At 73.1% G+C, this 22,775-nt stretch carries 23 protein-coding genes; 8 read left to right on the top strand and 15 right to left on the bottom strand.

Features of this window, described 5'->3' with window-relative positions; all coding sequences use genetic code 11:
- Window positions 1-352: 352 nt before the first annotated feature.
- Together ACSUPR_RS28530 and ACSUPR_RS28525 are read right to left on the bottom strand one after the other, a co-directional pair.
- Complete coding sequence (locus ACSUPR_RS28530; RefSeq protein ID WP_436892175.1) at window positions 353-742, bottom strand: ADP-ribosylation/crystallin J1; 390 nt, start codon at window positions 740-742, stop codon at window positions 353-355.
- Window positions 743-1,207: 465 nt separating this feature from the next.
- Window positions 1,208-3,439 (bottom strand): protein kinase domain-containing protein, encoded by a 2,232-nt coding sequence (locus ACSUPR_RS28525; RefSeq protein ID WP_436888085.1) that lies wholly within the window; start codon window positions 3,437-3,439, stop codon window positions 1,208-1,210.
- Between the two features lie 513 nt (window positions 3,440-3,952).
- Between ACSUPR_RS28525 and ACSUPR_RS28520 the strand changes: the two genes are divergently transcribed.
- Together ACSUPR_RS28520 and ACSUPR_RS28515 are read left to right on the top strand one after the other, a co-directional pair.
- A complete protein-coding gene (locus tag ACSUPR_RS28520) occupies window positions 3,953-4,819 on the top strand; it encodes an alpha/beta fold hydrolase (protein WP_436888083.1) in 867 nt (288 codons plus the stop codon).
- A 157-nt stretch (window positions 4,820-4,976) separates the two neighbouring features.
- Complete coding sequence (locus tag ACSUPR_RS28515) at window positions 4,977-6,635, top strand: catalase (protein WP_436888081.1); 1,659 nt, start codon at window positions 4,977-4,979, stop codon at window positions 6,633-6,635.
- Between the two features lie 179 nt (window positions 6,636-6,814).
- Here the strand turns inward: ACSUPR_RS28515 and paaI are convergent, their stop codons facing one another.
- The 10 genes from paaI to ACSUPR_RS28465 form a co-directional block, all read right to left on the bottom strand.
- A complete protein-coding gene (gene paaI / locus ACSUPR_RS28510) occupies window positions 6,815-7,192 on the bottom strand; it encodes a hydroxyphenylacetyl-CoA thioesterase PaaI (RefSeq protein ID WP_436892174.1) in 378 nt (125 codons plus the stop codon).
- 38 nt (window positions 7,193-7,230) lie between these two features.
- On the bottom strand, window positions 7,231-8,331 hold the full coding sequence (paaE, locus tag ACSUPR_RS28505) for a 1,2-phenylacetyl-CoA epoxidase subunit PaaE (RefSeq protein WP_436888079.1): 1,101 nt from the start codon (window positions 8,329-8,331) through the stop codon (window positions 7,231-7,233).
- Between the two features lie 2 nt (window positions 8,332-8,333).
- Complete coding sequence (gene paaD / locus ACSUPR_RS28500; RefSeq protein ID WP_436888077.1) at window positions 8,334-8,852, bottom strand: 1,2-phenylacetyl-CoA epoxidase subunit PaaD; 519 nt, start codon at window positions 8,850-8,852, stop codon at window positions 8,334-8,336.
- Complete coding sequence (gene paaC / locus ACSUPR_RS28495) at window positions 8,849-9,727, bottom strand: 1,2-phenylacetyl-CoA epoxidase subunit PaaC (protein WP_436888075.1); 879 nt, start codon at window positions 9,725-9,727, stop codon at window positions 8,849-8,851. The genes paaD and paaC overlap by 4 nt, the downstream gene beginning before the upstream one ends.
- 40 nt (window positions 9,728-9,767) lie before the next feature.
- On the bottom strand, window positions 9,768-10,145 hold the full coding sequence (gene paaB / locus ACSUPR_RS28490) for a 1,2-phenylacetyl-CoA epoxidase subunit PaaB (RefSeq protein WP_436888073.1): 378 nt from the start codon (window positions 10,143-10,145) through the stop codon (window positions 9,768-9,770).
- Complete coding sequence (gene paaA / locus ACSUPR_RS28485) at window positions 10,142-11,134, bottom strand: 1,2-phenylacetyl-CoA epoxidase subunit PaaA (RefSeq protein ID WP_436888071.1); 993 nt, start codon at window positions 11,132-11,134, stop codon at window positions 10,142-10,144. Before paaA ends, paaB begins: the two co-directional genes overlap by 4 nt.
- 217 nt (window positions 11,135-11,351) lie before the next feature.
- Complete coding sequence (locus ACSUPR_RS28480; RefSeq protein ID WP_436888070.1) at window positions 11,352-12,143, bottom strand: enoyl-CoA hydratase/isomerase family protein; 792 nt, start codon at window positions 12,141-12,143, stop codon at window positions 11,352-11,354.
- Between the two features lie 4 nt (window positions 12,144-12,147).
- On the bottom strand, window positions 12,148-12,966 hold the full coding sequence (locus tag ACSUPR_RS28475; protein WP_436892173.1) for a 3-hydroxyacyl-CoA dehydrogenase family protein: 819 nt from the start codon (window positions 12,964-12,966) through the stop codon (window positions 12,148-12,150).
- Between the two features lie 59 nt (window positions 12,967-13,025).
- Window positions 13,026-13,781 carry an enoyl-CoA hydratase/isomerase family protein gene (locus ACSUPR_RS28470; protein WP_436888068.1) on the bottom strand — a complete coding sequence of 252 codons (756 nt, stop codon included), beginning with the start codon at window positions 13,779-13,781 and terminating at the stop codon, window positions 13,026-13,028.
- An 11-nt stretch (window positions 13,782-13,792) separates the two neighbouring features.
- The gene (locus tag ACSUPR_RS28465) at window positions 13,793-15,028 is read right to left on the bottom strand and encodes a thiolase family protein (protein WP_436892172.1); all 1,236 of its coding nucleotides are present in this window, start codon (window positions 15,026-15,028) and stop codon (window positions 13,793-13,795) included.
- A 248-nt stretch (window positions 15,029-15,276) separates the two neighbouring features.
- Between ACSUPR_RS28465 and paaK the strand changes: the two genes are divergently transcribed.
- The 4 genes from paaK to ACSUPR_RS28445 all read left to right on the top strand — a co-directional run bounded on the left by paaK (window position 15,277) and on the right by ACSUPR_RS28445 (window position 19,311).
- Window positions 15,277-16,638, top strand: a complete 1,362-nt coding sequence (gene paaK, locus ACSUPR_RS28460; protein WP_436888066.1) for a phenylacetate--CoA ligase PaaK — start codon at window positions 15,277-15,279, stop codon at window positions 16,636-16,638.
- A 467-nt stretch (window positions 16,639-17,105) separates the two neighbouring features.
- Window positions 17,106-17,579 (top strand): RrF2 family transcriptional regulator, encoded by a 474-nt coding sequence (locus ACSUPR_RS28455; RefSeq protein ID WP_436888064.1) that lies wholly within the window; start codon window positions 17,106-17,108, stop codon window positions 17,577-17,579.
- An 89-nt stretch (window positions 17,580-17,668) separates the two neighbouring features.
- Window positions 17,669-18,916, top strand: a complete 1,248-nt coding sequence (locus tag ACSUPR_RS28450; protein ID WP_436888062.1) for an MFS transporter — start codon at window positions 17,669-17,671, stop codon at window positions 18,914-18,916.
- Window positions 18,913-19,311: a RidA family protein gene (locus ACSUPR_RS28445; RefSeq protein WP_436888060.1), complete on the top strand. Its 399-nt coding sequence runs from the start codon at window positions 18,913-18,915 to the stop codon at window positions 19,309-19,311. Before ACSUPR_RS28450 ends, ACSUPR_RS28445 begins: the two co-directional genes overlap by 4 nt.
- Before the next feature lie 521 nt (window positions 19,312-19,832).
- On the opposite strand, the gene ACSUPR_RS28440 is transcribed toward ACSUPR_RS28445, so the two are convergent.
- Entirely contained in the window at window positions 19,833-20,207 is a 375-nt protein-coding gene (locus ACSUPR_RS28440) for a hypothetical protein (RefSeq protein WP_436888058.1), read from the bottom strand.
- A gap of 122 nt (window positions 20,208-20,329) precedes the next feature.
- On the bottom strand, window positions 20,330-20,902 hold the full coding sequence (locus ACSUPR_RS28435; RefSeq protein ID WP_436888056.1) for an ATP-binding protein: 573 nt from the start codon (window positions 20,900-20,902) through the stop codon (window positions 20,330-20,332).
- Window positions 20,903-21,122: 220 nt separating this feature from the next.
- Here ACSUPR_RS28435 and ACSUPR_RS28430 point away from each other — a divergent pair, with 220 nt between their 5' ends.
- Entirely contained in the window at window positions 21,123-21,980 is an 858-nt protein-coding gene (locus ACSUPR_RS28430) for a helix-turn-helix domain-containing protein (protein WP_436888054.1), read from the top strand.
- Window positions 21,977-22,159 carry a DUF397 domain-containing protein gene (locus ACSUPR_RS28425; RefSeq protein ID WP_436888053.1) on the top strand — a complete coding sequence of 61 codons (183 nt, stop codon included), beginning with the start codon at window positions 21,977-21,979 and terminating at the stop codon, window positions 22,157-22,159. The genes ACSUPR_RS28430 and ACSUPR_RS28425 overlap by 4 nt, the downstream gene beginning before the upstream one ends.
- Before the next feature lie 52 nt (window positions 22,160-22,211).
- Here the strand turns inward: ACSUPR_RS28425 and ACSUPR_RS28420 are convergent, their stop codons facing one another.
- Window positions 22,212-22,682 (bottom strand): NUDIX domain-containing protein, encoded by a 471-nt coding sequence (locus ACSUPR_RS28420; RefSeq protein WP_436888051.1) that lies wholly within the window; start codon window positions 22,680-22,682, stop codon window positions 22,212-22,214.
- Window positions 22,683-22,775 lie beyond the last annotated feature (93 nt).

The following is a 22,775-nucleotide window of genomic DNA, read 5'->3' as shown; positions in this document are numbered from 1 at the left end:
CACCGCGGTCCACGGTCCGCACTCCCTGGCCGAGCGCAACGCGGCCTACGAGGTCGCCCGCCACGCGCCCGGCCGGGCACTCGTCGGTGACGACGGCGGCGGCCGCGGGCTCCTCATGTGCGCGCCCGGCCCGGACTTCGACCCGGCCGCGGGCGGGGAGTCGGCGGAGGCCGTGCTCCTGGACCTGGGAGCGCTGTGCCCCGGCGTCGCCGGTGAGGGGGAGTTCCTCACCGACGACCTGCTGGGGTGGCCCGCCCGCCGGTCGCACGGTGTCCCGGGCGGCCCCGGCGTCCGGCCCGGGGTGCGGGGCGTCCGGGGCGCGGTGGCGTCCGTCCGGAGTCCGGCAACCGGGTCAGGGCACGGCGTCCCCGTCGTGGCGCAGGCCCTCGGGGTGTTCGGGCAGGAACGACACGACCAGGCGGATCGGCCCCACCAGGTGGGCGTTGAACTCGGCGAGCTCCTCGGCGGGCACCCACAGCTCCAGGATCGTGCGCCCGCCCGCCTGCCGGACCGGGTAGCGGGCGGCGAAGTCCGCGTCCACCCCGAACCGGGTGACGTGGCCCGCCCCGGACCGGGGCAGGTTCCAGTCCCGTGCGATGCGCACCGCGTAATCCTCGTTGAGCACCGGGTAGAAGATCGGCTGGTCGGGCAGGCGCGGCGGCCACTCCCGCCACCCGGAGTCCCGGACCAGGTCCAGTTCCTCCGGCCCCGTCGGACGCCACAGCGTCATGGTCCCGGCCATGCCGGCCATCCCCCTCCTCGCTCGTGCGGGCGTTCGTCCCCCCGCATCGTCAGGAGCTTAGGGATTCCATGGCAGGGTCCGCACCGGCTTTTTACCGGGCGGAACGAAAATCCTCGGAACCACGGGGAACACCCAAGCTGTACGAAGCGTTCTCACAGGTGAAGCGCCCCGAACCCCGACCTGGAACCCCGCAGACCCCGAATCCGCAACCCGCCGCCACAGGTCGAGGGCGCCGCATCGCACACATCGAAGACCATGCGCGAACGTGCGCGTCGTGTCGGCAATGGGGGTTTCCGACACGAGATCATCGCCACGTTCGCCTTCCCAGCGGCCGGACCGCACTCAGTGCTTCTGGCCGCGCCCGCCGGGCCCGTGTTGGGGGACACGGGCCCGGCCTGTGTCCGGGGTCCGCCGCCACCGCGCGGCGGGCCCCGGACCTCTTCCGCCCGGTCCGCGAGGCTCCGGTCAGGGCCGCTCGTGGTAGTCGATCAGGGTCCTGGGCTCGAACTCCACCTCGGTGTAGGGGAAGGGCGAGTCCTCGGGGGGCTCGCCCACCGCGGCCGCCGGCTGGCAGGGGGCCAGGAAGAAGGTCCGCCCCTCGATCGTCCCACCGAGGTCGCGGCGGAAGATGGCGCAGGACATCGTGCCGTCGATGAGCCAGGTGGTGCCGCCGCTCCCGCTGTAGCCGCCCAGGACCTCGACGCGCCCGGGGTCGGCGTTCTCCCCGTAGACGTCGGTCCCGTTCATCATCGCCGAGGTCTCCATCGCGTAGTCGCAGTCCACCTCCCAGCCGCTGGCCCGGACGTCCCACTCCCGGCCGGCCATGGTCACGGTCCCGCACACCGGCGCGTGGACCGCGGCCCAGCCGAACCCGTCCCCGGCGGAGGTGACCTGCGGGTCCCGCACCTCGACCGCGTCCCCGACGGAGGCGAAGTCGATCCGCACCTCCCAGCCTCCGGTGGTGTACTCGGCCCGTACCGGCGCACCCTCCGCGTCGACCTCCACCCGGCCGGTCCCCTCCTCCTCGGTGAGGACCCCCCGGTCCAGCACCCGCACGACGGTCGGCCCCGAGTAGCCTCCCTCCCCCTCGCTCTCGGCCCGCCCCGACTCGGCCAGGGCCCGCAGCGGGGCGGTCACCAGGCCGGAGAGGGAATCGGCGGTCACACTCGCGTCGACCGCCAGCAGGGGGGCCGAGTCGTTCCAGTAGGCGCCCGCCATCTCCTGCTCCCGCGGGGCGTACACGTACAGACCGCCGCGGCGCACCGCCACGGCCGTGGTCCCCTCCCCCATGGCCGCGCCCCGGATGAGGAGGGTCCGCCCCTCGGCCGAGTACTCGTACTCCTCCACGACCGGTTCTCCCCCGCCGACGGGTGTGCGCTCGACGCGCGCGGTGAACCCCTCCCCCTCCTCCAGGACCTGCGCGGCGGCCAGCACGGCCTCGGCGGGGTCGTCGGCGGCCCGGTCGTAGACCAGGTAGCCGCCGCCGGCCAGTCCCGCGGCGAGGAGCACGCCCGCGCCCGCGGTCGCGGCCTTGGACCCGGCCAGGGCGGTCAGTGCGCCGCCGCCCTGGCCGACGGCCGTGCCGGTGGCCGTGCTCCCGCCGGCCGCCGTGCCCCCCGCTGCACCGCCCGCGGTTCCGGCGGCGGGGGCGCCACCGGAGAACAGGGCGGCGCCGGCCAGTCCGGCGGCCGAGGCGAGCCCGACCGCGCCCGCCCACAGCCTCGGGTCGTGCCCGGCTGCGTCGACGCCCCGCCAGTGGGCGTCCAGCAGCGCCCGCAGGGTCCGCACGGCGGGCACCCGCCCCCCGCCCGCCAGGCCGACCTCCTCGGGTTCGGGCAGCAGGGCGCGCATGAGCTGCACGGCGCGCGGGCGCGCCGCCGGGTCCACGGACAGTGCCGCCTCCACGAGCGGCAGCAGGGTGGCGGGGACCCCGTCGATGTCGTACTCCCCCGCCTCCACCCGGGCCCGCAGCTCCTGCGGGGTGCCGCGGCCGAAGGGGTCACGGCCGGTGGCGGCCAGCGCCACCAGACCGCCCCAGGCGAACACGTCGGCGGCGGGGGCGGCGGTGGCCCCGGCATAGCGCTCGGGCGCCACCCAGCCGGGGGTGCCGTAGGAGGCGGAGCGGTCGGTGGACCGGTCGGCGCCGATGTCCGTGGCGATGCCGAAGTCGACGATCCTGGGGCCGGTCGGGGACAGCACCACGTTCCCGGGCTTGATGTCGCGGTGGGCGATCCCGGCGGTGTGCAGGGCGGCCAGGCCCTCGGCCGTGCCGACGGCGAACGCGCGGAGCATCTCCCCCTCCAGCGGGCCGAACGCGCGCACGTGGGCGCGCAGGTCGCGGCCGGGGATGTACTCGAAGGCCAGCCAGGGGACCTTCGCGGTGACGTCGGCGGCGTAGAGGGCGGCGGTGCCGATGCCGCGGGCGCGTCCCAGCATCTCCACCTCGCGGGCGAACGCCTCCCGGTAGCGGCGCCTGCGGGCGTGCCGGGCGTGCACGGTCTTGACGGCGACGCACAGGCCGGCGGGGTCCACACCCCCGTAGACGGCGCCCATGCCGCCCGCGCCGATACGGCCCGCCAGGCGGTAGGGGCCCAGGGCGCGGGGGTCGTCGGCGGTCAGGGGTGTCAGGCCGGGAGGCGGGCCGACGGGGGTGCCCGGTGCCGGCACGGTGGGTTCGGGGGTGGTGGGGGTGCTCATCGGACCTTCCCTGCTCGGTCTCGCCTCCGGAGGATTCCCTGTTCCGCCTCGTGTGACGCCTGCCACCGCCGGACCGTTCCGGTCCGTGTCCCGCGGGTGGGGAGGCGGCGCCCGCCGCGACGGCCGCGGGGAGTGTGACCTGGACATCTCTCGAGAAAAATGCTAGCCGGGAACATCCGGCCGCCCCGGCACGTTCTTCATGGTGAACGCGGACGGGACCCGCAGGGGATCCGGGAGCGTGACAACGAGACCATGCGCGAACGTGAGCGCTCGTGCCGGCAATGGGGGTTTCCGGCACGTACCCGACCGCCACGTTCGCCTTCCCAGCGGCCGGACCGCACCCCGTGCAACCCGGCCGCACCCGCTGGGCCCGTGTTGGGGGACATGGGTCCGGCTTTGTGCCCGGGAGCGCGCCGTCCCCACCCGACGGCGCCCCCGGGCACCTCCATGTCCGCACTCCGAATGGCGTCAAGTTATCTTGACAAGTCTGGTGTGCGCGTTGACAGTGGGGCCATGGACGAGAACACCCGGCCCGTGTCCGCGACCGGCGCGGCCACCGCGCCCGACGGCACCGCCCTGGGCTACCGGACGCTGGGGGCGGGGCCGCCGCTGCTGCTGTTCCACGGCTCGATGATGTCCTCCCGCGACCTGTTGTCGTTGGGTGCGGCACTGGCCGGGCGGTTCACCGTGCACCTGCCCGACCGGCGCGGCCGGGGCCTGAGCGGCCCGTACGGCCCGGGCCACGACCTCGCCCGCGCGGCCGCCGACGTGGCGGCGCTCGTGGAGCACACGGGAGCACGCGGGGTGTTCGGGCTCAGCGCGGGTGCGGTCCCGGTCCTGGAATGGGGGCGCACCGCCGGGGGCGGACGGCGGATCGCCGTGTACGAGCCGCCGCTGCGCACCGGCTCGTTCTCCCCCACCGCCTGGCTGGAGCGCTACGAGCGCGAACTGGCCGCGGGGCGGACGGCGCACGCGATGGTCACCCTGATGCGCGGCACGCAGGACCCGCCCTGGGCCCGGTCCGTCCCCCGGCCGCTCCTGGCCGCGCTCATGGGGGCCGCCCTGCGCGACCCCGGTGCCGGCGGCGTCCCGCTGCGGGACCTGCCGCCCACCATGGCCGCCGACGCCCGCATGGTCCGCGAGACCGAGCACGCGCCGCTCTCCCGCCACGCCGGGGTGCGCGCCGAGGTTCTGCTGCTGGGAGGCTCCCGCAGCGCCCCGTACTTCAAGGACGCCCTCACCGCGCTGGAGGGGGTCCTGCCGCGCGCCCGCCGCGTGGAACTCCCCGGCCAGGGCCACCTGGCGGCCGCGAACGACGGCCGGCCCGACCTGGTAGCCCGCGAACTCGCCGTCTTCTTCGACGGCGCTCCCCCGCGCTGACCCCCTCCCGGCCGCCCGGCGCCGGGCCCGGACGGCGCTCCGCGGACCGGTCCGGTAAAAATCTGTCGCTTTCCCGTGGCTCCGGTGTGTCGGACGGCCCTCACGGGGCAGTGTGGGCGGGGGAACGGATCACGACGAGAGGTGGGGGACCGCTCGCATGACTGACGTATCCAGCCGGGGACCGCAGCAGGGGGACGACCGGGAGGTGCTCACCAACCGCCAGGGACACCCCGTCTACGACAACCAGAACCAGAGGACGGTCGGCGAGCGGGGGCCCGCCACCCTGGAGAACTACCAGTTTCTGGAGAAGATCAGCCACTTCGACCGGGAGCGCATCCCCGAGCGGGTGGTGCACGCCCGGGGCGTGACCGCATTCGGCTACTTCGAGTCCTACGGGACCTGGGGCGACGAGCCGATCGAGCGGTACACGCGCGCCAAACTCTTCCAGGGCAGGGGCAAGCGCACCGACATCGCCCTGCGCTTCTCCACGGTCATCGGCGGACGGGACTCCTCCGAGTGCGCCCGGGACCCGCGCGGGTTCGCGGTCAAGTTCTACACCGAGGACGGCAACTGGGACCTGGTGGGCAACAACCTCGCGGTGTTCTTCATCCGCGACGCCATCAAGTTCCCCGACGTCATCCACGCCCTCAAGCCGGACCCGGTGACCTTCCGGCAGGAGCCCAACCGCATCTTCGACTTCATGTCCCAGACCCCCGAGTGCATGCACATGCTGGTCAACCTGTTCAGCCCGCGCGGCATCCCGGCGGACTACCGGCACCAGCAGGGGTTCGGAGTCAACACCTACAAGTGGGTCAACGACGCGGGCGAGACCGTGCTGGTCAAGTACACGTGGATGCCCAAGCAGGGCGTGCGCAGCATGACCGAGGCCGACGCCGCCAACATCCAGGCGACCGAGACCGGGCACGCCACCAAGGACCTGCACGAGGCCATCGACCGGGGCGACCACCCTGAGTGGGAGCTGCTCGTGCAGATGATGAGCGACGACGATCACCCCGAGCTCGACTTCGACCCGCTGGACGACACCAAGACCTGGCCGGAGCAGGACTTCCCGCCCAAGCCGGTGGGCCGGATCGTGCTCGACCGCAACGTGTCGGACAACTTCACCGAGAACGAGCAGATCTCCTTCGGCACCGGTGTGCTCGTCGACGGCCTGGACTTCTCCGACGACAAGATGCTGGTCGGCCGCACCTTCTCCTACAGTGACACCCAGCGCTACCGGGTGGGGCCCAACTACCTGCAGCTGCCGGTGAACCGGGCCAGGAACGCGAACGTGCGCACCAACCAGCGCGACGGCCTGATGGCCTACGCACAGGACACGGGCGGGGAGAACCCGCATGTCAACTACGAGCCCTCCATCACGGGCGGCCTGCGCGAGGGGCGGTACCCGACGCACGACGAGCAGGGTCCGGAGATCCGGGGCAGGCTCACCCGCAAGCGCATCGCGCGCACCAACGACTACCAGCAGGCCGGGCAGCGCTACCTGCTGATGGAGCAGTGGGAGCGCGACGACCTCGTGCACAACTTCACGACGCTGCTCTCCCAGTGCGACCGGCCCATCCAGGAGCGCATGGTGTGGCACTTCCTGCTGGTGGAGGACGACCTGGGACTGCGCGTGGGCAAGGGCCTGGGCATCGGCCCCGAGGACGTGGCCCACCTGGAGCCGCTGCAGAGCCAGAGCCTCACCGAGGAGGACCGGCGGCGCCTGGCCAACCTCGGTGCCAACGGCCCCCGCGACGTCTCCGGTCTGACCATGACCCACTGCGTTCCCAACGAGCGCCACGTCGTCGAACGCTGAGGCCGCCGTACCGGACGGAGCCGTGCACCGAGGCCGTTCGCCAAGGCCGTGCGCGGCTCCGTCCCGCCGCGACGGGGTCCGGCCTCCGAATCAGGGACCGGCGGACCCTGCAGGGGCCATACGCCGGGGCCGCCCGGGGGTGTCCCCCGGGCGGCCCCGGTGTGCGTGCGAGGCGGCCGTCAGGTGCGGGCGGGCAGGGTGCGGCTGCGGCCGCGGAACTCGGCCACGACCTCCCCGCCGCGGCGCACGGTGACGTCGTAGACGCCGCTGCGCCCGAACACCGTCCGCTCCTGGGCGGTCGCCACCAGCAGGTCGCCCTCGTGGGCCGGGGCCACGAACGTGACGTCGGCGCCCGAGGCCACGGTCACCCCGCGCCCGTCCACGTTGCAGGCGCACGCGAACGCCGTGTCGGCGAGCGTGAACACGAACCCGCCGTGGGCGATCCCGTGCCCGTTGACCATGAGGGGCCCCACGGTCATCTCCACCACCGCGGTGCCGTGGTCGGCGCGCACCAGGCGCATCCCCAGGTTCTTGGAGGCCCGGTCGGCCTCGAACATCGCCCAGGCGGCCTCGTTGCGCACCGCTCCCTCCCCGCTCACGAGTCGAAGTCCACGGTCACGGTGTCGGTCTCGGGCAGCGCCTGGCAGGACAGCGCGTACCCGGCCGCCACCTCGGCCTCGTCCAGGGCGTAGTTGCGCAGCATGCGCACCTCGCCGTCGCACACCTTGACCCGGCACGTGCCGCACACCCCGCCCTTGCAGGCGAAGGGCAGGTCGGGCCGGTACCGCTGGGCGGAGTCCAGCACCGGCACCCCGCGCGGCAGTGTCAGCGTGGTGGTGCGCCCGTCCAGGACCACGGTGACCTCGCTGGCCGGGCCCTCCACCTCCGGGTCCTCGTGGCGGGCCTGGGGCGGCGGCTCGGCGCCCTCGACGAAGAACAGCTCCTGGTGGACCCGCTCGGCGGGCACCCCGCGCTCGCCCAGCACCCGGCGGGCGTCGGTGACCATCCCGAAGGGCCCGCACAGCCACCAGTGGTCGACGGCGTCGGCCGCGACGATGGTGTCCAGCAGGGCCTCCAGCTTGGCGCCGTCCAGGCGGCCGGTGAACAGCTCGGCCTCGCGCGGCTCGCGGGACAGCACGTGCACCAGCTCGAAGCGGTGCCCGAACGCGTCCTTGAGGTCGGCCAGCTCGTCGGCGAACATCACCGTGTCGCTTCGCCGGTTGCCGTAGAGCAGGGTGACGTGGGAGTCGGTGCGGCGCAGCAGCGACGCGGCCATCGACAGCATCGGGGTGATGCCCGACCCGGCGGCGACCATCACGTGCCGGGCCGCGGTGGACAGGTCCGGGCAGAACCGGCCGGTGGGCGCGCCCACCTCGACCTCGTCGCCCGGGCGCACCTCCTCCACCAGCCAGGTGGAGAACAGGCCGTCCGCGACCAGGCGCACACCCACCCGCGGCGCCTCGCCCGCCGGGGAGCAGATGGAGTAGCTGCGCCGCTCCTCGGTCCCGTCGACCCGCCGGCGCAGGGTCAGGGACTGCCCGGGGGCGAACGCGAACTCCCCGGCCAGGTGGTCGGGCACGTCGAAGGTGACCGCGACGGCGTCGTCGCACAGCTTCTCGACGGCGGCCACGCGCAGCCGGTGGAACACCGACCCGCGGCGCGGTGCCGCGGGGGCGTCGGTGACGGGTGTGGTCACGGTCAGATCTCCTTGACGTGCTCGAACGGTTCGAGGCAGGACCGGCAGCGGTGCAGGGACTTGCAGGAGGTCGCCCCGAACCGGGACAGCTCCTCGGTGTCGGCCGCCCCGCACAGCGGGCAGCGCGGCGCGGTCCGGGTGGGCAGCAGGGTCAGCGGTACGGGCCCGGCGGCCCGCCGGGGGGCCGCCCCCGGCGGGGAGATGCCGTGCTCGGCGAGCTTGCGCCGCCCCTCGTCGGTGATCCAGTCGGTGGTCCAGGCCGGGGACAGCTCGGTGCGCACCTCCACGGCGTCGAACCCGGCGGCGCGCACCGCCCGGTCCACGTCCACCCGCATCTCGGCCAGGGCGGGGCAGCCGGAGTAGGTGGGGGTGATCCACACCTGCACGGTGCCCGCCCCGTCGATCTCCACCCGGCGCAGGATGCCCAGGTCGGCGAGGGTCAGCATGGGCAGTTCGGGGTCGGTGACGGCGGCGGCCGCGGCGCGGGCGCGCTCGGTGTCCCGGACCGGTGCCGCGGTCACCACGTCGCCTCCGGGTGCTCCCGGGCCACCCGCTGGAGCTCGTCCAGCAGGGCGGCGAGTTCGGGGGTGTGCCGTCCCTCGCGTCCGGCCGCCTCGGCCTCGGGGAAGGGGCCGGGTGCGGGCAGGGTGGCCTCGGTCAGGACCGCGGTCAGGACGGCGTGGACCTCGTCGCGGACGGTGGCGGGGTCCACGGCCGCGTTCAGGGCCGCGAGGCGGGTCTCCACGGGGTGTGCGGCGAACAGCTCGCCGGTGAGCGGCCACACGTCGGCGACGGCCTGCGCCATGCGCTCGTGCGAGTAGTCGGTGCCGTCGCCCAGGCGCAGCGCCCACGAGACCGCGTACTCGCGGTGGTAGGCCAGCTCGTTGACCCCCTTGGCGGCGATGGCGGCGACCACCGGGTCGGCGCTGTCGGCCAGCCGGGTGAACAGGGCCAGCCGGTGGCTGGAGAGCACCAGCAGGGTGACGACGGCGCGGGCGAAGTCGCCGCGGGGCGCCTCGGCCAGGTGCACGTTGCGGAACTCGCGCGGGCCGCGCCGGTAGGCGAAGGCGTCCTCGTCGCGTCCGGTGCCGTCGGCCTGGCCGGCGCGGGCCAGCAGCAGGCGGGCCTGGCCCAGGAGGTCCAGGGCGATGTTGGCCAGCGCCACCTCCTCCTCCAGCTCGGGCGCGTCGGTCACCCAGTGGACCAGCCGCTGGGCCTGGACCAGGGCGTCGTCGCCGAGCATCTGGCAGTACAGGGCCAGGTCGGCGCCGTCCACCCCGTCGGGCAGGGTGGTGTCGACGCCAGCGAGCGCGTCGGTGAAGCCGGTGCCGAAGGCCCAGCGGGCGTCGCCCTGGTGCTCTTCCACCAGGCCGGTGAAAATGTTGTCGCCACTCATGTGTTCTGTTCCTCGAAGCCTCGTCGTCCCGGGTCGCCGCCTAGATGTGCGGGACGTCCTCGGGGATGGGGTAGAAGGTCGGGTGGCGGTAGACCTTGTCTCCGCTGGGCGCGAAGAAGGGGTCCTTCTCGTCGGGGCTGGACGCGGTGATGTTCTCGGCGCGGACCACCCAGATGCTGACGCCCTCGTTGCGGCGGGTGTAGAGGTTGCGGGCGTTGTGCAGCGCCATGGTGTCGTCGGGCGCGTGCAGCGAGCCCACGTGGACGTGGTTGAGGCCGCGCTTGCCGCGGACGAAGACCTCGTACAGCGGCCACTCCGGGCGGGCGGCGCTGCCGCCCTCCGGGCGTCCGTTGAGGGTGGTGGTGGGCGACGGGCGGGCGGCGCCGGAGCCGGCAGGGGTCGTGGTGTCGTTGCTCATGCCGTGGCCTCCTGGAGGTTCTCGGTGTTCCGGGCCCTGGCGGCCTGCTTGGCGGCGTAGGCGGTGGCGGCCTCGCGGACCCAGGCGCCCTTCTCGTGGGCGGCCCGGCGGCGGGCGATGCGCTCGGCGTTCTTGGGGCCGGCGCCGGAGACGACCTGCTTGAACTCGACCCAGTCGGGCTCGCCGAAGTCGTAGTGGCCGCGCTCGGCGTTCCAGGCGAGCTCGGGGTCGGGGAGGGTGACGCCGAGCTTCTCCGCCTGGGGGACGGTCATGTCGACGAACTTCTGGCGCAGGTCGTCGTTGGTGTCGCGCTTGATCCGCCAGGCCATGGACTGGGCGGTGTTCGGCGAGTCGGCGTCGGGCGGGCCGAACATCATCAGGGACGGCCACCACCAGCGGTCGACGGCGTCCTGGACCATCCTGCGCTGGCCCTCGGTGCCCTCCATCATGCGCATGAGCAGCTCGTAGCCCTGCCGCTGGTGGAAGGACTCCTCCTTGCAGATGCGCACCATGGCGCGCGCGTAGGGGCCGAAGGAGCTGCGGCACAGGGGCACCTGGTTGCAGATGGCGGCGCCGTCCACCAGCCACCCGATGACGCCGACGTCGGCGAAGGTCGTCGAGGGGTAGTTGAAGATCGAGGAGTACTTCTGCCGGCCCTCGATGAGGCGCGTGGTGAGGTCGGCGCGGTCGACGCCGAGGGTCTCGGCGGCGGCGTACAGGTACAGGCCGTGGCCCGCCTCGTCCTGGACCTTGGCCAGGAGGATGGCCTTGCGGCGCAGGCTGGGCGCCGAGGCGATCCAGTCGCCCTCGGGCTGCATGCCGATGATCTCCGAGTGGGCGTGCTGGGAGACCTGGCGCACGAGCGTCCTGCGGTAGGCGTCGGGCATCCAGTCGCGCGGCTCGATGCGCTGGTCGGCGGCGATCTTCGCGTCGAAGTCGGCCTGGTGCGCGTCGTCGGCACCGGGGGGCGCCTCCTGCGTCACGGTCATTGATCAGTCCCCATTCATAACCGAACGTTCGGTCAGTAATTAGTATCCACGCATCCGCCCGCGCCGGTCAAGTCCGGGCGGGCGGATGGGGGCGGTCCACCTGGGACGCGGCCGGATCCGCCACGGGTGCGGGCGGACGCGCCGGGGGCCGGTGGCGGCCGGACGACGTCCGGCCAGGGGCCCGTCGGCCGGCGGCGGGGCCGCCGGCCGACCGGGGTCAGCGGCCGGTGAAGGTGGGCGTGCGCTTGTTCACGAACGCGTCGACGGCCCCGGCGTGGTCGGCGGTCGCCCCGAGCTGCTGCTGGAGGTCGGCCTCCTCCTCCAGCAGCTCGGCCAGCGGGCGCCCGCCCTCGGCGGCCGAGCGCACCTCGCGCTTGGCGGCGACGAAGGCGGCGGTCGGGCCGCTCGCCAGCATCGCGGCCAGCTCGCGGGCGCGCTTCTCCCAGGCGTCGTCGTCGACGACCTCGGTGACCAGGCCCAGCTCCAGCGCCCTGTCCGCCCCGAACAGGGTGCCCAGCAGCATGAGCTCCATGGCGCGGGCCTGCCCCAGCGAGGCGACCAGCCGGGAGGCGAGCCCGGAGTCGGAGGCCAGGCCGATGCCGGTGAACGCGGTGCCGAACTTGGCCTTGCGGGCCGCGACCCGCAGGTCCCCGGCCAGGGCGAAGCCCATCCCGGCGCCCACGCAGGCTCCGCCGATGCCGACCACCACGGGCACCTGGATCGATTCCAGGGCCAGCACGATCGGGTTGTAGTGCTCGCGCACCGTGTTCAGGGCCCCGTCACCGCCGCCCTCCTGGAGGGTGCGCGCGTGCTCGGTCAGGTCCTGGCCCACGCAGAACGCCTTGTCCGACCCCAGCAGCAGCACCGCGCGGGCGGTGCTGGAGGCCGCGGCCTCGCGCAGCGCCGCCAGCAGCTCCTTCTTCACCTCCCGGGTCAGCGCGGGACGGTTCAGCCGCACCACGGCCAGTCCGTCGGACTCGGAGAACTCCGCCGCCCTCTGTTCGCTCAACGCCCTACTCTCCCTTGTTCCAGGTGTGGAAGCCCTGTCCGGTCTTCTTGCCGAGCTTCCCCTCCGCGACCATACGCCGCAGCAGCTCCGGCGGGGAGAACCGGTCGCCCAGCTCCGAGGCGAGGTACTCGGCGATGGCCAGGCGCACGTCCAGGCCGACCAGGTCGGTGAGCCTGAGCGGACCCATCGGGTGGCGGTAGCCCAGCTCCATGGCGGTGTCGATGTCGGCCGGGGAGGCGACCTCCTCCTCGACCATGCGGATGGCCTCCAGGCCGAGCATGACGCCCAGGCGGCTGGTGGCGAACCCGGGGGCGTCGCGGACGACGATCTCGGTCTTGCCCAGGGCGCCCACCCAGCCGCGCACCGCCTCGACCACGGCCGGGTCGGTGTCGGGGGCGGTGACGATCTCCACGAGCCTGGAGGCGGGCACCGGGTTGAAGAAGTGGGTGCCCAGGAACCGGCGCGGGTGCTTCAGGGCGGCGGCCAGCTCGGTGACCGACAGGGAGCTGGTGTTGGAGGCCAGCACGGCCTCCTCCCCCACGGCGGCCTCGGCCGCGGTGAGGACGGCGATCTTCAGTTCGGGCTTCTCCGGCACGGCCTCGACCACCAGGCCGGTCCCCGCGGGGATGTCGGCGGCGTCGGTGACGGTGTCCAGCCTGGCCAGGTGTGTCTCCGGTTCGCCGTCGAGCTTTCCGCGCGCGGCGGAGGCGGCCAGGCCCGAGGCGACCCGGGCGCGGCCCGCCTCGGCGGCCTCTGCCGTCGCCTCGACCAGGGTCACCCCGGCACCCGCGGTGAGGAACTGCTGGACGATCCCGGCACCCATGGTGCCGCCGCCGATGACGGCGACCCGGGCGGGGACGGCAGGGGTGGTGTTTCCGGAGGTCAACGCTTCTTCCTCTCCAGGAACCGGGTCATCCGGTCGTGCTTGTCGGCGGTCTCGAACAACACCGCCTGGGTCAGGTCGTCGGCCAGCGGATGGGGGCCGTCGGCGTCCAGCACCAGCTTGGTCATGCGCAGGGCCAGGGCCGAGGAGGCGGCCATGCGGTCGATGACGGCGTGGGCGCGCTCGCGCAGCTCCCCGGCGGGGACGATCTCGGCGACCAGGCCGTGCCGCAGCGCCGCCTCGGCGTCCAGGCGGTAGCCGCCCAGCAGCACCTGCTTGGCCACCGACGCGCCCACCAGCTCCCTGAGCCGCCAGCAGGCGCCCGCCCCGGCGATGATGCCCAGGCCCGGCTCGGGCTGGGCGAACACGGCGTCGGGGGTGGCGATGCGGATGTCGCAGGCGTAGGAGAGTTCGGCGCCGCCGCCCAGCGCCCATCCGTCCACGGCCGCCACGGTGGGGACCTGGAGGCGGTGCAGGCGCTCGAACAGGCGGCTGTTGATCCCGGCCAGCGCCTCCTCGCGGCCGCGCTCGCGCAGCTCGGAGATGTCGGCGCCGCCCGCGAACACGGTGCCGTGCCCGGTGAGCAGCAGCGGGCGGGGCTCGGCCTCCACGCGGGCGCACACCTCGTGGAGTTCGGCGATCATCGCGCCGTTGATGGCGTTGCGGGCCTCGGGCCGGTGCAGCTCCACCACGACCCGGTCCTCGCGCCACTCCACCCGCAGGGTCCGGAAGTCGGTCTTCTCTGCTTCGGTCATGCCGTGTCCCCTCAGACCCGCTCGACCAGCAGGGCGGCGCCCTGGCCCACGCCCACGCACAGGGTGGCCAGCCCGCGGTCGGTGCCCTCGCGCTCCATGCGGTTGAGGAGGGTGACCAGGATGCGGGCGCCGGAGCTGCCCAGCGGGTGCCCCAGGGCGATGGCGCCGCCGTCGGCGTTGACGCGCGCCGCGTCGAGCTTGAGCTGCCGGATGACGCCCAGGGACTGGGCGGCGAAGGCCTCGTTGAGCTCGACCGATCCGACCTGGTCCAGGGTCCAGCCCGCGCGGGCCAGCACCTTCTGCGTGGCGGGCACCGGGCCCAGGCCCATGATCTGCGGGGGGACGCCGGCGGAGGCGGAGGCCACGACGCGGGCGCGCGGGGTGAGGCCGTGGCGCTCTACGGCCGCGGCGGAGGCCAGGACCAGGGCGGAGGCTCCGTCGGACAGGGAGGAGGAGTTGCCCGCGGTGACGATGCCGCCCCTGCGGAACACGGGGCGCAGCTTCGCGAGGGTGGCCTCGTCGGTGTCGGCGCGGGGGCCTTCGTCGGCGGTGACCTCGTGGGTGGCGCCCTTGCGTCCGGTGACCGTGACGGGGACGATCTCGCGGTCGAAGCGGCCCGCCGCGGCGGCGGCGACCGCCTTGCGGTGGCTGGCCAGCGCGAAGGCGTCGGACTCCTCGCGGGTGATGCCCTCCAGGACGGCCACCTCCTCGGCGGTCTCGCCCATGGACAGGGTGTAGCGCAGCTCGTCCGGGGAGGCGTCGGCCGGGGCGTCCGCGTCGTGGGCGGCGAAGCGCGGGTTGGTGAAACGCCACCCCAGGGAGGTGTCGGCGACCTCGCCGGGCTTGGCCCAGGGGGTGCCGGGCTTGGCCATCACCCAGGGGGCGCGGGTCATGGACTCCACGCCGCCGGCGACGACCACGTCGGCCTCGCCCGCGCGGATGGCCTGGGCGGCGGAGGAGACCGCGGTCAGGCCGCTGGCGCACAGGCGGTTGACGGTGTAGCCGGGGACGCTCGGGTCCAGCCCGGCCAGCAGGGCGGCCATGCGGGCGACGTTGCGGTTGTCCTCGCCCGCCTGGTTGGCGGCGCCCAGGATCACCTCGTCGATCGAGTCTCCGGGGACGCCGGCGCGGCGGACCGCCTCGGCGACGGCCACGGCGGCCAGATCGTCGGGGCGGACTGCGGCGAGGGCGCCACCGTACCGGCCCTGTGGGGTGCGCACCCCGTCGACCACGTAGACGTCGCTCACGAACGGCCTCCCATGATGGTTGACGGTGGCCTGTGCCACCGTCGACAGTGAACTGATCGACACGTCTCCTTGACACGGGTCTCGGAGACTGACTTAATGCATTAGTAACCGAACGTTCGGTCAGTAAGCAAGTCGGCCCGCTCCGGAGCGGACCGGCACCCACCTCGAACGCGCGGCGCACCCACCGCACCACCCTCCCGGGCGTCGACCCGGCGGCACACCGCGCACTCGCACACGGAGAGTCTCATATGGCGAGCCACGACACCATCCGGCGGTCGACCGGTGTCACCGGTACCACCCCCCGACTCGGCGAGGCCCCCGCCCCCGAGCTCCTGGACCCGGCCGAGCGCATGAGTGTCGACGAGCTGCGCGCCCTCCAGCTCGACCGGTTGAAGTGGACCCTGGAGCACGCCTACACCAACGTGCCGCTGTACAGGAAGAAGTTCGACGAGGCGGGCGTGCGGCCCGAGGACCTGAAGGAACTCGCCGACCTGCGGCACTTCCCCCACACCACCAAGGCCGACCTGCGGGACAACTACCCGTTCGGCATGTTCGCCGTCCCCCAGGAGCGGGTCGCCCGTGTCCACGCCTCCAGCGGCACCACCGGCAAGCCGACCGTGGTGGGCTACACCCGCGAGGACATCGACACCTGGGCGACCGTGGTGGCCCGCTCCATCCGCGCCGCGGGCGGGCGCCCCGGCCACAAGGTGCACGTGTCCTACGGGTACGGGCTGTTCACCGGCGGGCTGGGCGCGCACTACGGCGCCGAGAAGCTCGGGTGCACCGTCATCCCCGCGTCGGGCGGGCAGACCGCCAAGCAGGTGCAGCTGATCCAGGACTTCCGGCCCGAGATCATCATGGTGACGCCCAGCTACATGCTGACCCTCCTGGACGAGTTCGAGCGCCAGGGAATCGACCCGCGCACCACGTCCCTGAAGATCGGCATCTTCGGCGCCGAGCCGTGGACCGAGAAGATGCGCGTGGAGATCGAGGAGCGGTTCGACATCCACGCCGTGGACATCTACGGGCTGTCGGAGGTCATGGGCCCGGGCGTGGCCAACGAGTGCGTGGAGACCAAGGACGGGCTGCACATCTGGGAGGACCACTTCTACCCGGAGGTGCTCGATCCGGTCACCCACGAGGTCCTGCCCGACGGGGAGAACGGCGAGCTGGTGTTCACCTCGCTCACCAAGCAGGCCATGCCGGTCATCCGGTACCGCACCCGCGACCTGACCACGCTGCGCCCGGGCACCGCCCGGCCGGTGCGGCGGATGGACAAGGTGACCGGGCGCAGCGACGACATGATCATCCTGCGCGGGGTGAACGTGTTCCCGACCCAGATCGAGGAGATCGTGCTGGGCCTGGACGGGCTGGCCCCGCACTTCCAGCTGGTGCTCACCAGGGAGGGCCGCCTGGACCGCATGGCGGTGCGGATCGAGGCGGCGCCGGACTGCACGGCCGACCGGCGCGCGGCGCTGGCCCGGGAGATCACGGCGACCGTGAAGGACCGGGTCGGGGTGAGCGTGACGGTGGACGTCGTGGACCCGGAGCAGATCGAGCGGTCGGTGGGCAAGTTCCGCCGCATCATCGACAACCGGCCCAAGGAGTAGGACGGGACCACCCCGCGGAGCCCGTCCCGGCCCCGTACCCGATCCGCACGGCGGTACAGCCGAGGCGGAGGGGTGCGGGGCCGTCGTCGTGCCGGTGCGGGGCGCCGGGGCACCGCGCCCTCGGGCCGGACGGGAGCACCGGCCCGGAAGAAGGGGAACGGGCCGCCGACCGGTGCGCCGCCCGGGGGCTTGGGGCCGGAGGGATCGCGCCGCAGGCGGGGGCTTTCCGGAGTACGGTGTGCTCCTCCCGGGGCGGACGCGTGGCGCGGGCCGCGGTGGCCGCAGGGCCCGGCGGGTGTCCGGCGCCGGGCGGGACCGCAGGTGCGCCCCGCGGACCGCTCTCCCCCACGAGCCCCCTCGGGGCGACCGGTGAACGAGGTGGGGACGGGGCCCCGGCACGGGCGTCCGGAGCAGAGCGGTGCCGGAGGGTTGCCCCGACCTATTCAAGACATATAACATCCGGGATCATGAAGATGAGCGAGGGAGTGGAGTGGGCGCTGCACACCTGCGTCAACCTCTCCTGGACGGACCCCGGTGAAGCCGTGCCCGCGGCCCGACTGGCGGAGGTCTTCTCCCTGCCGACGGCCTACCTGAGCAAGCACCTCCAGGCGCTGGCCCGGGCGGGCGTCCTCATCTCCACGACGGGACCGCGCGGCGGCTTCCGGCTCGCCCGCGATCCGGCCGACATCACCCTGCTGGACGTCGTCACCGCGATCGAGGGACCCGAGGACGCCTTCCGCTGCCGGCAGATCCTCAAGGACGGCCCCGGCGGGCGGCCGGACGTCGACTACCGGCGGACCTGCACGATCTCCCAGGCCATGCGCAGGGCCGAACTCGCCTGGCGCGCGGAGCTGGCCGGACAGACCGTCGCCGACATCCGCCGCACCGTGGAGCAGCGGGACCCGAAGACGGCACCGGCCACCCGCGAGCGGCTCCGCTAGCCGCTCCCCCACCTCTTCAGCACCGGAGGTTTCACCGTGCAGCAATTATCGATATCAAATATCCGAGAACACTGGAAAAGGAGGCGTCGATGAGCCGGACCGAGGCCGCCACCTCTGCCGTGCAGGAGGCGCCGGGCGGGATCCGCGGGTGGTCGGCCGTCGCGGCCGTGGCCCTGGGCATCTTCGCCCTGATGACGACCGAGCTGCTGCCCGTCGGCCTGCTCACCCCCATGGCCGGGGACCTGGGCGTGGACGAGGCCCGGGCGGGTCTGGCGGTCACCGTGCCCGGCCTCGTCGCGGCGGCGGCCGCTCCGCTGACCGCGACCGTGGCGGGACGCATCGACCGGCGGCTCTTCCTGGCCGGACTGCTGGCCCTGCTGGTCGCGGGGAACCTCGTCACGGCCCTCGCCCCGAACCTGAGCGCGGTGCTGGCGGCACGGGTGGCGATCGGTGCGGCGATCGGCGGTTTCTGGGCCCTCGCCGGAGGACTGGCGCCGCGTCTGGTGCCGGCCCACCGGGTCGGCACGGCCACGGCGGTGATCTTCAGCGGCGTCTCGGCGGCCTCGGTGGCCGGGATCCCCCTCGGGACACTGCTGGCCGAGGCGTACGGGTGGCGCGCGGTGTTCGGTGCGGCGGGGCTGCTGGGGCTCGTGGCACTGGCGGGGGTGCTCGCCGCCGTGCCGCCGCTGCCGGTGGAGCGGTCGCTGCGACCGGCCGACCTGGGCGGTCTGCTCCGGCGCAACGGTGCGGTCCGGCTCGGGGTGGTCCTCACGCTGCTGTTGGTGGCGGGGCACTTCACGGCGTACACGTTCGTCCGGCCGCTGCTGCACGAACAGACGGGGATGGGCGCCGCGGAGGTCGGCGGAACGCTGCTGCTGTTCGGCGCGGCGGGACTGGCCGGGAACTTCCTGGCGGGGATGTTCGCCACCCGCGGCGTCCGCAGGGTGCTGAGGGCCGTCGCCGGGGGCCTCGTGCTGGCGATGCCGCTGCTCGCGACGGTCGGCGCACCGTGGTCGGGCGCACTCGTGGTCGGCTTCTGGGGGCTGGCCTACGGGGGCGTGTCTGTCGGCCTCCAGACCTGGATGCTGCGGGCCGCGCCGGAGCAGGCCGAGGGCGCGACCTCGCTGTTCGTGGCGGCCTTCAACGCCGCCATCGCACTGGGCGCGCTGGGCGGCGGACTGGCGCTGGACGCGGCGGGGCTGAACGGCGCCCTCGGCCTGGCGGGGGTCCTGCTGGTGGCGGCACTGGCCCTCACGGCCGTCCCGGTCCCCCGGATCGCGCCCCGCGGTTCGGGCACTGAACAACACCAGGAACAACGAGAGAGAAGAGAACCATGAGCCACACCATCCTCAACCCGGCCGCCCTGCACGACCCGACCGGGTTCGGCTACAGCCACCTGGCGAGCACGGAGGAGTTCGTGTTCGTCGCGGGTCAGTACGCCTCCGACGCCGAGGGCGGGGTCACCTCCCCCGGTTTCGCGGAGCAGGTGGAGAAATCCTTCGAGAACCTGGAGACGGCCCTGGAGGCCGCCGGGGTCACCCCGCGGGACGTGGTCCAGCTGCGCACCTACGCCGTGGGACTCGACCTGGAGCGGCTGGGGGTGCTCACCGCCCGCATCGCCCGGACCTGGGGCGACCGGCCGCCCACGCAGACGCTGCTCGGTGTGGCGGGACTGGCGCTGCCGGGGATGCTCTTCGAGGTCGACGCGGTCGCCGTGCGCACGCGGGCCTGAGGCCCGGGCCGGTCGGCGGCTTCCTGCGCGAGCAGCCGTCGCCGTGCGCGCCGGGAGCTGAGCAGCACCCCGCCCGGTCCTTCGGCCCCGGTCGGCCATCGCCGTGCGCGGGTGGGGCTGAGCGCCGCGCCCGGTCGGCGGGGCGGTGCGGCGACCGCGCCGTCCCGCCCCGCCTACGGGCCCCTCCGCGCGCCCGTGACGGCGTACGCCGGGTGGGTGTCGTTGGCCGTCGGGGCTGCGCTTCCCACCCGGGCGCACGGTGGTGGAAGCCTGTCAGGCCTCGGCCGAGAATGCACATCCGGGGTGGGTGGATCCGAGTCGAACGCCGGTGACCAGGACGTTTCCCGAACGCGGTCTGCGAGAGGTCCGATCGCGAATGGCAGACGGCCAGGCGTGCTCTTCCCGTGCACCACAGCGGCACCACCCCGCCCACGACCGGCGGTCAGCCGCCCTCCGGGCACAGCCGAGCGGGGTGGCGCCGCAGAGCACGGCACCGGTGGAGGTCGAGTCGGTCAGCCGGTTCAGGTGAACACCGGCACCCGTGCACGTTCGGTCGATGCCGTGTACCGCCACACGGCGAGCAGCAGGGCGTTGGTGTCGGGGGCTTCCAGCAGGCCGGTGGGGGTGATGGCCCAGAAGGACTGAGTGGCCTCTCCGTAGTAGACGATCAGGTCGGGGTGCTGTGCCTGGACGGCGGCGGCGCGTGCGTGTTCGGGGGCGAACTCGGTGCGGTGCCCGCCCAGGCGGGGCAGGCGCTGGGCGCGGCGGGCCCGGCAGGAGGGGTGCTCGCAGGCCGGGCAGACCGGGCCGATGAGCGGCCGCCTCCGGGGCAGCGGCGGGAGCGGGGTGGGTCGGGTGTCGTCACAGCGGCGCGGCCGCGGGATAGGGTGGCGCATCGGATCCTGGTTTCTTGGTTTTCGCAGGCCGGAGTTCGGGATCAAGGGCTCAGAAGGCGTTGGCGCGCCTTCTGGGCCCGTCTTCGTACCGGGCCCCTCGTCGTGGGGGCCGGGTGGAGGTGTCAGGCCACGGGGGCGGGTTCCTTCCAGCGGCTTCCTTCGAGGTCGTAGGCGAGGTAGCACCACACGGTGCGGTAGCGGGCGTAGCCGTTGTCGCCCCAGTCCGTGGCCAGGGCGTCGACCAGGGCCAGACCGCGCCCCGTCTCGGCCTCCGCCTCCGCCGGGAGTCGTCCGGGAGCCAGGCGGGTGTCCTCACCGGAGGCGGTACCCAGGTCGCGGCAGGTCAGGTGCAGGCCGTGGCGGTTGCGGTGGACCAGCAGCGTGTAGTGGCCGCCCGGACGTCCGGACAGGGAGTGGCGGACGGCGTTGGCGGCCAGTTCCGAGCCCAGCAGGGTGAACAGGTACCGGTAGTCGGGGTCGCGGTGGGCGGCGCAGGTGTCCAGGAACGCGCGCACCAGCGGCATCACCTCGCCCAGGCCGGGGAAGGCGTAGCGGCGCAGCCGGTAGGGGGCACGCTCGCAGGTGCCGGTGAAGTAGTGGCGGTGGCCGGGCCGGACGAACGCGGCCAGGGGCACCGTCGCGATCCCGGCCACCGGGGCCGGGTGCAGGCGGGGGTCGTGGACGGTTTCGGGCATGACGGACACACTCCTTGCACAGGTGGAGGAAACAGGGATTCTCTGCCCGTCGGGAGATCTTCACGATTGCAGCAGTGCAGAGCACGGGCAGGTCGTAGCTTGATCAACGAGAGCTCTCCGTCACCCGCCGATCACCGCCATCCCCATAGTGCAACTCAGATTCTGAGCGGTCAACCACTTCAACTCGAAATCTGAGTTCTCTTGGGCATAGGATCCCCTCATGCAAAGCCCGATCAGCCCCAGCGTGCGCCGCCGTCGCCTAGCCCGAGAACTCCGCCGCCTACGCGAAGCGCATGACCTCAAACTGGCCGCCGCCGCGAAGGGGTCCGGGGTCCCTCTGTCCACCCTCAGCAGCATCGAGAACGCCACAGCCCGACGCATCCGTACACGGGACATCGACGCCCTCGCCGACCTCTACAACACCACCGAAGACGTACGCTCAGCACTTCACAAGCTGACCCGGGAGTCCAAAGAAACCGGGTGGTGGTCCAGCTACAAAGACATCTTCGGTGGCAACGCCCTACCCGACTTCGAAGCGGAAGCCTCCATGATCCGCCGCTTCGAAGGCCTCACCCTTCCCGGGCTTCTCCAGACCCCTGAGTACGCGGCAGCCGTCTTCCGCGCCGGTCGCGTCCTACCGGAAACCGACGTCGAACGTCGCGTACAGGCCCGCATGGAACGCAAGAGCATCTTCAACCGGATCAAGCCGCCGCACTTCATCGCGGTCATCGACGAAGGGGCTCTACGAAGGGTCATCGGCGGCCCCGCCGTTATGCGGGATCAGCTCGAATACCTGAAGAACATGGCGCTGCGCCACCACATCGACATCCAGGTGCTGCCCTATTCGGCGGGCGCCCACCTCGCCCTCGCGGGACCGTTCACCATCCTGGACTTCCCCACTCCCATCGACCCTCCCCTGGTGTATGTAGGAACCGCGGTCGACGGCCTCTATATGGACCAAACGGAAGATGTGGAGCAATATAACGTGGCCTTCAGCAACGTTCAGGGGGTCGCCCTGTCGACCGCCCTGTCGTTCGAGCTGATCGAAGACGTCCTGAAGTCCCTGGAGAGCACGTGACACCCAACGAGCTGGAGTTCCGCAAGAGCAGCTACAGCGCACAGGATCAGGAATGCGTCGAGGTCGCCGACCTGCCCGCAGGGGCCGCCGTTCGGGATTCCAAGAACCCCGGCGACGGACACTTCCCCTTTCCTGCATCCGAGTGGTCGGCCTTCCTCCGAACCGCACCTCTGTCCTGAGAAGCCAGGCCAGCGCTTCCCCGATCCCTGGCCAACAGAGGCGACCGACTCCCTACACGGGCACTTCTCCGTTCTCCAGGTAGACCACCGTGCCCTGTTCGCGGGCGTACGCAGCGTGGGTGATCCTGCGCGCGAGCCGGGGGATGGTGGCCTCTGCGATCGAGGCCACCTCGTGGAACTCGTACCCGGTCAGTTCGCCCGGGTCGAGGACGATCCGGTCCAGCCATTCCTGGTCGAGGACTCCCCCGTCGAAGACGAAGAGCTGTTTGTCGCCCTCGGACCGGTTGGGTGCCCAGTCAACGACCAGGAGCCGCCCGAGGGGTGGGGTGATCCCCAGTTCCTCCTTCACCTCCCGGGCGGCGGCCCGACTCGGTGTCTCTCCGTGCTCGATGTAGCCGCCGGGGAGGTCCCGGTAGTCCTTGTAGGAGGGGACCACCATCATGACCCGGCCGAGGTGATCGAAGAACAGGACACCGGCGGCGACCCGGGGGCGGGAGAAGGATTCCGTGGGATCAGAGACCATGCCCCGACACTAACTTCTTCCCCGTCGGGCCTCCGCGGCTCATGGGCCGTGAACACCGATCTCCGGCTCGCCCCAGCTGGCCTTCGCCCCCGG

The sequence above is a fragment of the Nocardiopsis dassonvillei genome (assembly GCF_964273065.1).
GTDB lineage: Bacteria > Actinomycetota > Actinomycetes > Streptosporangiales > Streptosporangiaceae > Nocardiopsis > Nocardiopsis dassonvillei_B.
Note: the sequence above shows the minus strand (reverse complement) of the source record. Positions and strands in the feature narration are given on the sequence as shown.

Bases quoted from the DNA above. Each gene is read 5' to 3' on its own strand.
- ACSUPR_RS28515 (WP_436888081.1), top strand. From the start codon at position 4,977: ATGACTGACGTATCCAGCCGGGGACCGCAGCAGGGGGACGACCGGGAG.
- ACSUPR_RS28450 (WP_436888062.1), top strand. From the start codon at position 17,669: ATGAGCCGGACCGAGGCCGCCACCTCTGCCGTGCAGGAGGCGCCGGGC.
- ACSUPR_RS28440 (WP_436888058.1), bottom strand. From the start codon at position 20,207: ATGCGCCACCCTATCCCGCGGCCGCGCCGCTGTGACGACACCCGACCC.
- ACSUPR_RS28525 (WP_436888085.1), bottom strand. From the start codon at position 3,439: ATGAGCACCCCCACCACCCCCGAACCCACCGTGCCGGCACCGGGCACC.
- paaB (WP_436888073.1), bottom strand. From the start codon at position 10,145: ATGAGCAACGACACCACGACCCCTGCCGGCTCCGGCGCCGCCCGCCCG.
- paaC (WP_436888075.1), bottom strand. From the start codon at position 9,727: ATGAGTGGCGACAACATTTTCACCGGCCTGGTGGAAGAGCACCAGGGC.
- ACSUPR_RS28530 (WP_436892175.1), bottom strand. From the start codon at position 742: ATGGCCGGGACCATGACGCTGTGGCGTCCGACGGGGCCGGAGGAACTG.
- ACSUPR_RS28435 (WP_436888056.1), bottom strand. From the start codon at position 20,902: ATGCCCGAAACCGTCCACGACCCCCGCCTGCACCCGGCCCCGGTGGCC.
- ACSUPR_RS28430 (WP_436888054.1), top strand. From the start codon at position 21,123: ATGCAAAGCCCGATCAGCCCCAGCGTGCGCCGCCGTCGCCTAGCCCGA.
- ACSUPR_RS28455 (WP_436888064.1), top strand. From the start codon at position 17,106: ATGAAGATGAGCGAGGGAGTGGAGTGGGCGCTGCACACCTGCGTCAAC.
- ACSUPR_RS28520 (WP_436888083.1), top strand. From the start codon at position 3,953: ATGGACGAGAACACCCGGCCCGTGTCCGCGACCGGCGCGGCCACCGCG.
- paaI (WP_436892174.1), bottom strand. From the start codon at position 7,192: ATGTTCGAGGCCGACCGGGCCTCCAAGAACCTGGGGATGCGCCTGGTG.
- ACSUPR_RS28475 (WP_436892173.1), bottom strand. From the start codon at position 12,966: ATGGGTGCCGGGATCGTCCAGCAGTTCCTCACCGCGGGTGCCGGGGTG.
- ACSUPR_RS28445 (WP_436888060.1), top strand. From the start codon at position 18,913: ATGAGCCACACCATCCTCAACCCGGCCGCCCTGCACGACCCGACCGGG.
- ACSUPR_RS28470 (WP_436888068.1), bottom strand. From the start codon at position 13,781: ATGACCGAAGCAGAGAAGACCGACTTCCGGACCCTGCGGGTGGAGTGG.
- paaA (WP_436888071.1), bottom strand. From the start codon at position 11,134: ATGACCGTGACGCAGGAGGCGCCCCCCGGTGCCGACGACGCGCACCAG.
- ACSUPR_RS28420 (WP_436888051.1), bottom strand. From the start codon at position 22,682: ATGGTCTCTGATCCCACGGAATCCTTCTCCCGCCCCCGGGTCGCCGCC.
- paaK (WP_436888066.1), top strand. From the start codon at position 15,277: ATGGCGAGCCACGACACCATCCGGCGGTCGACCGGTGTCACCGGTACC.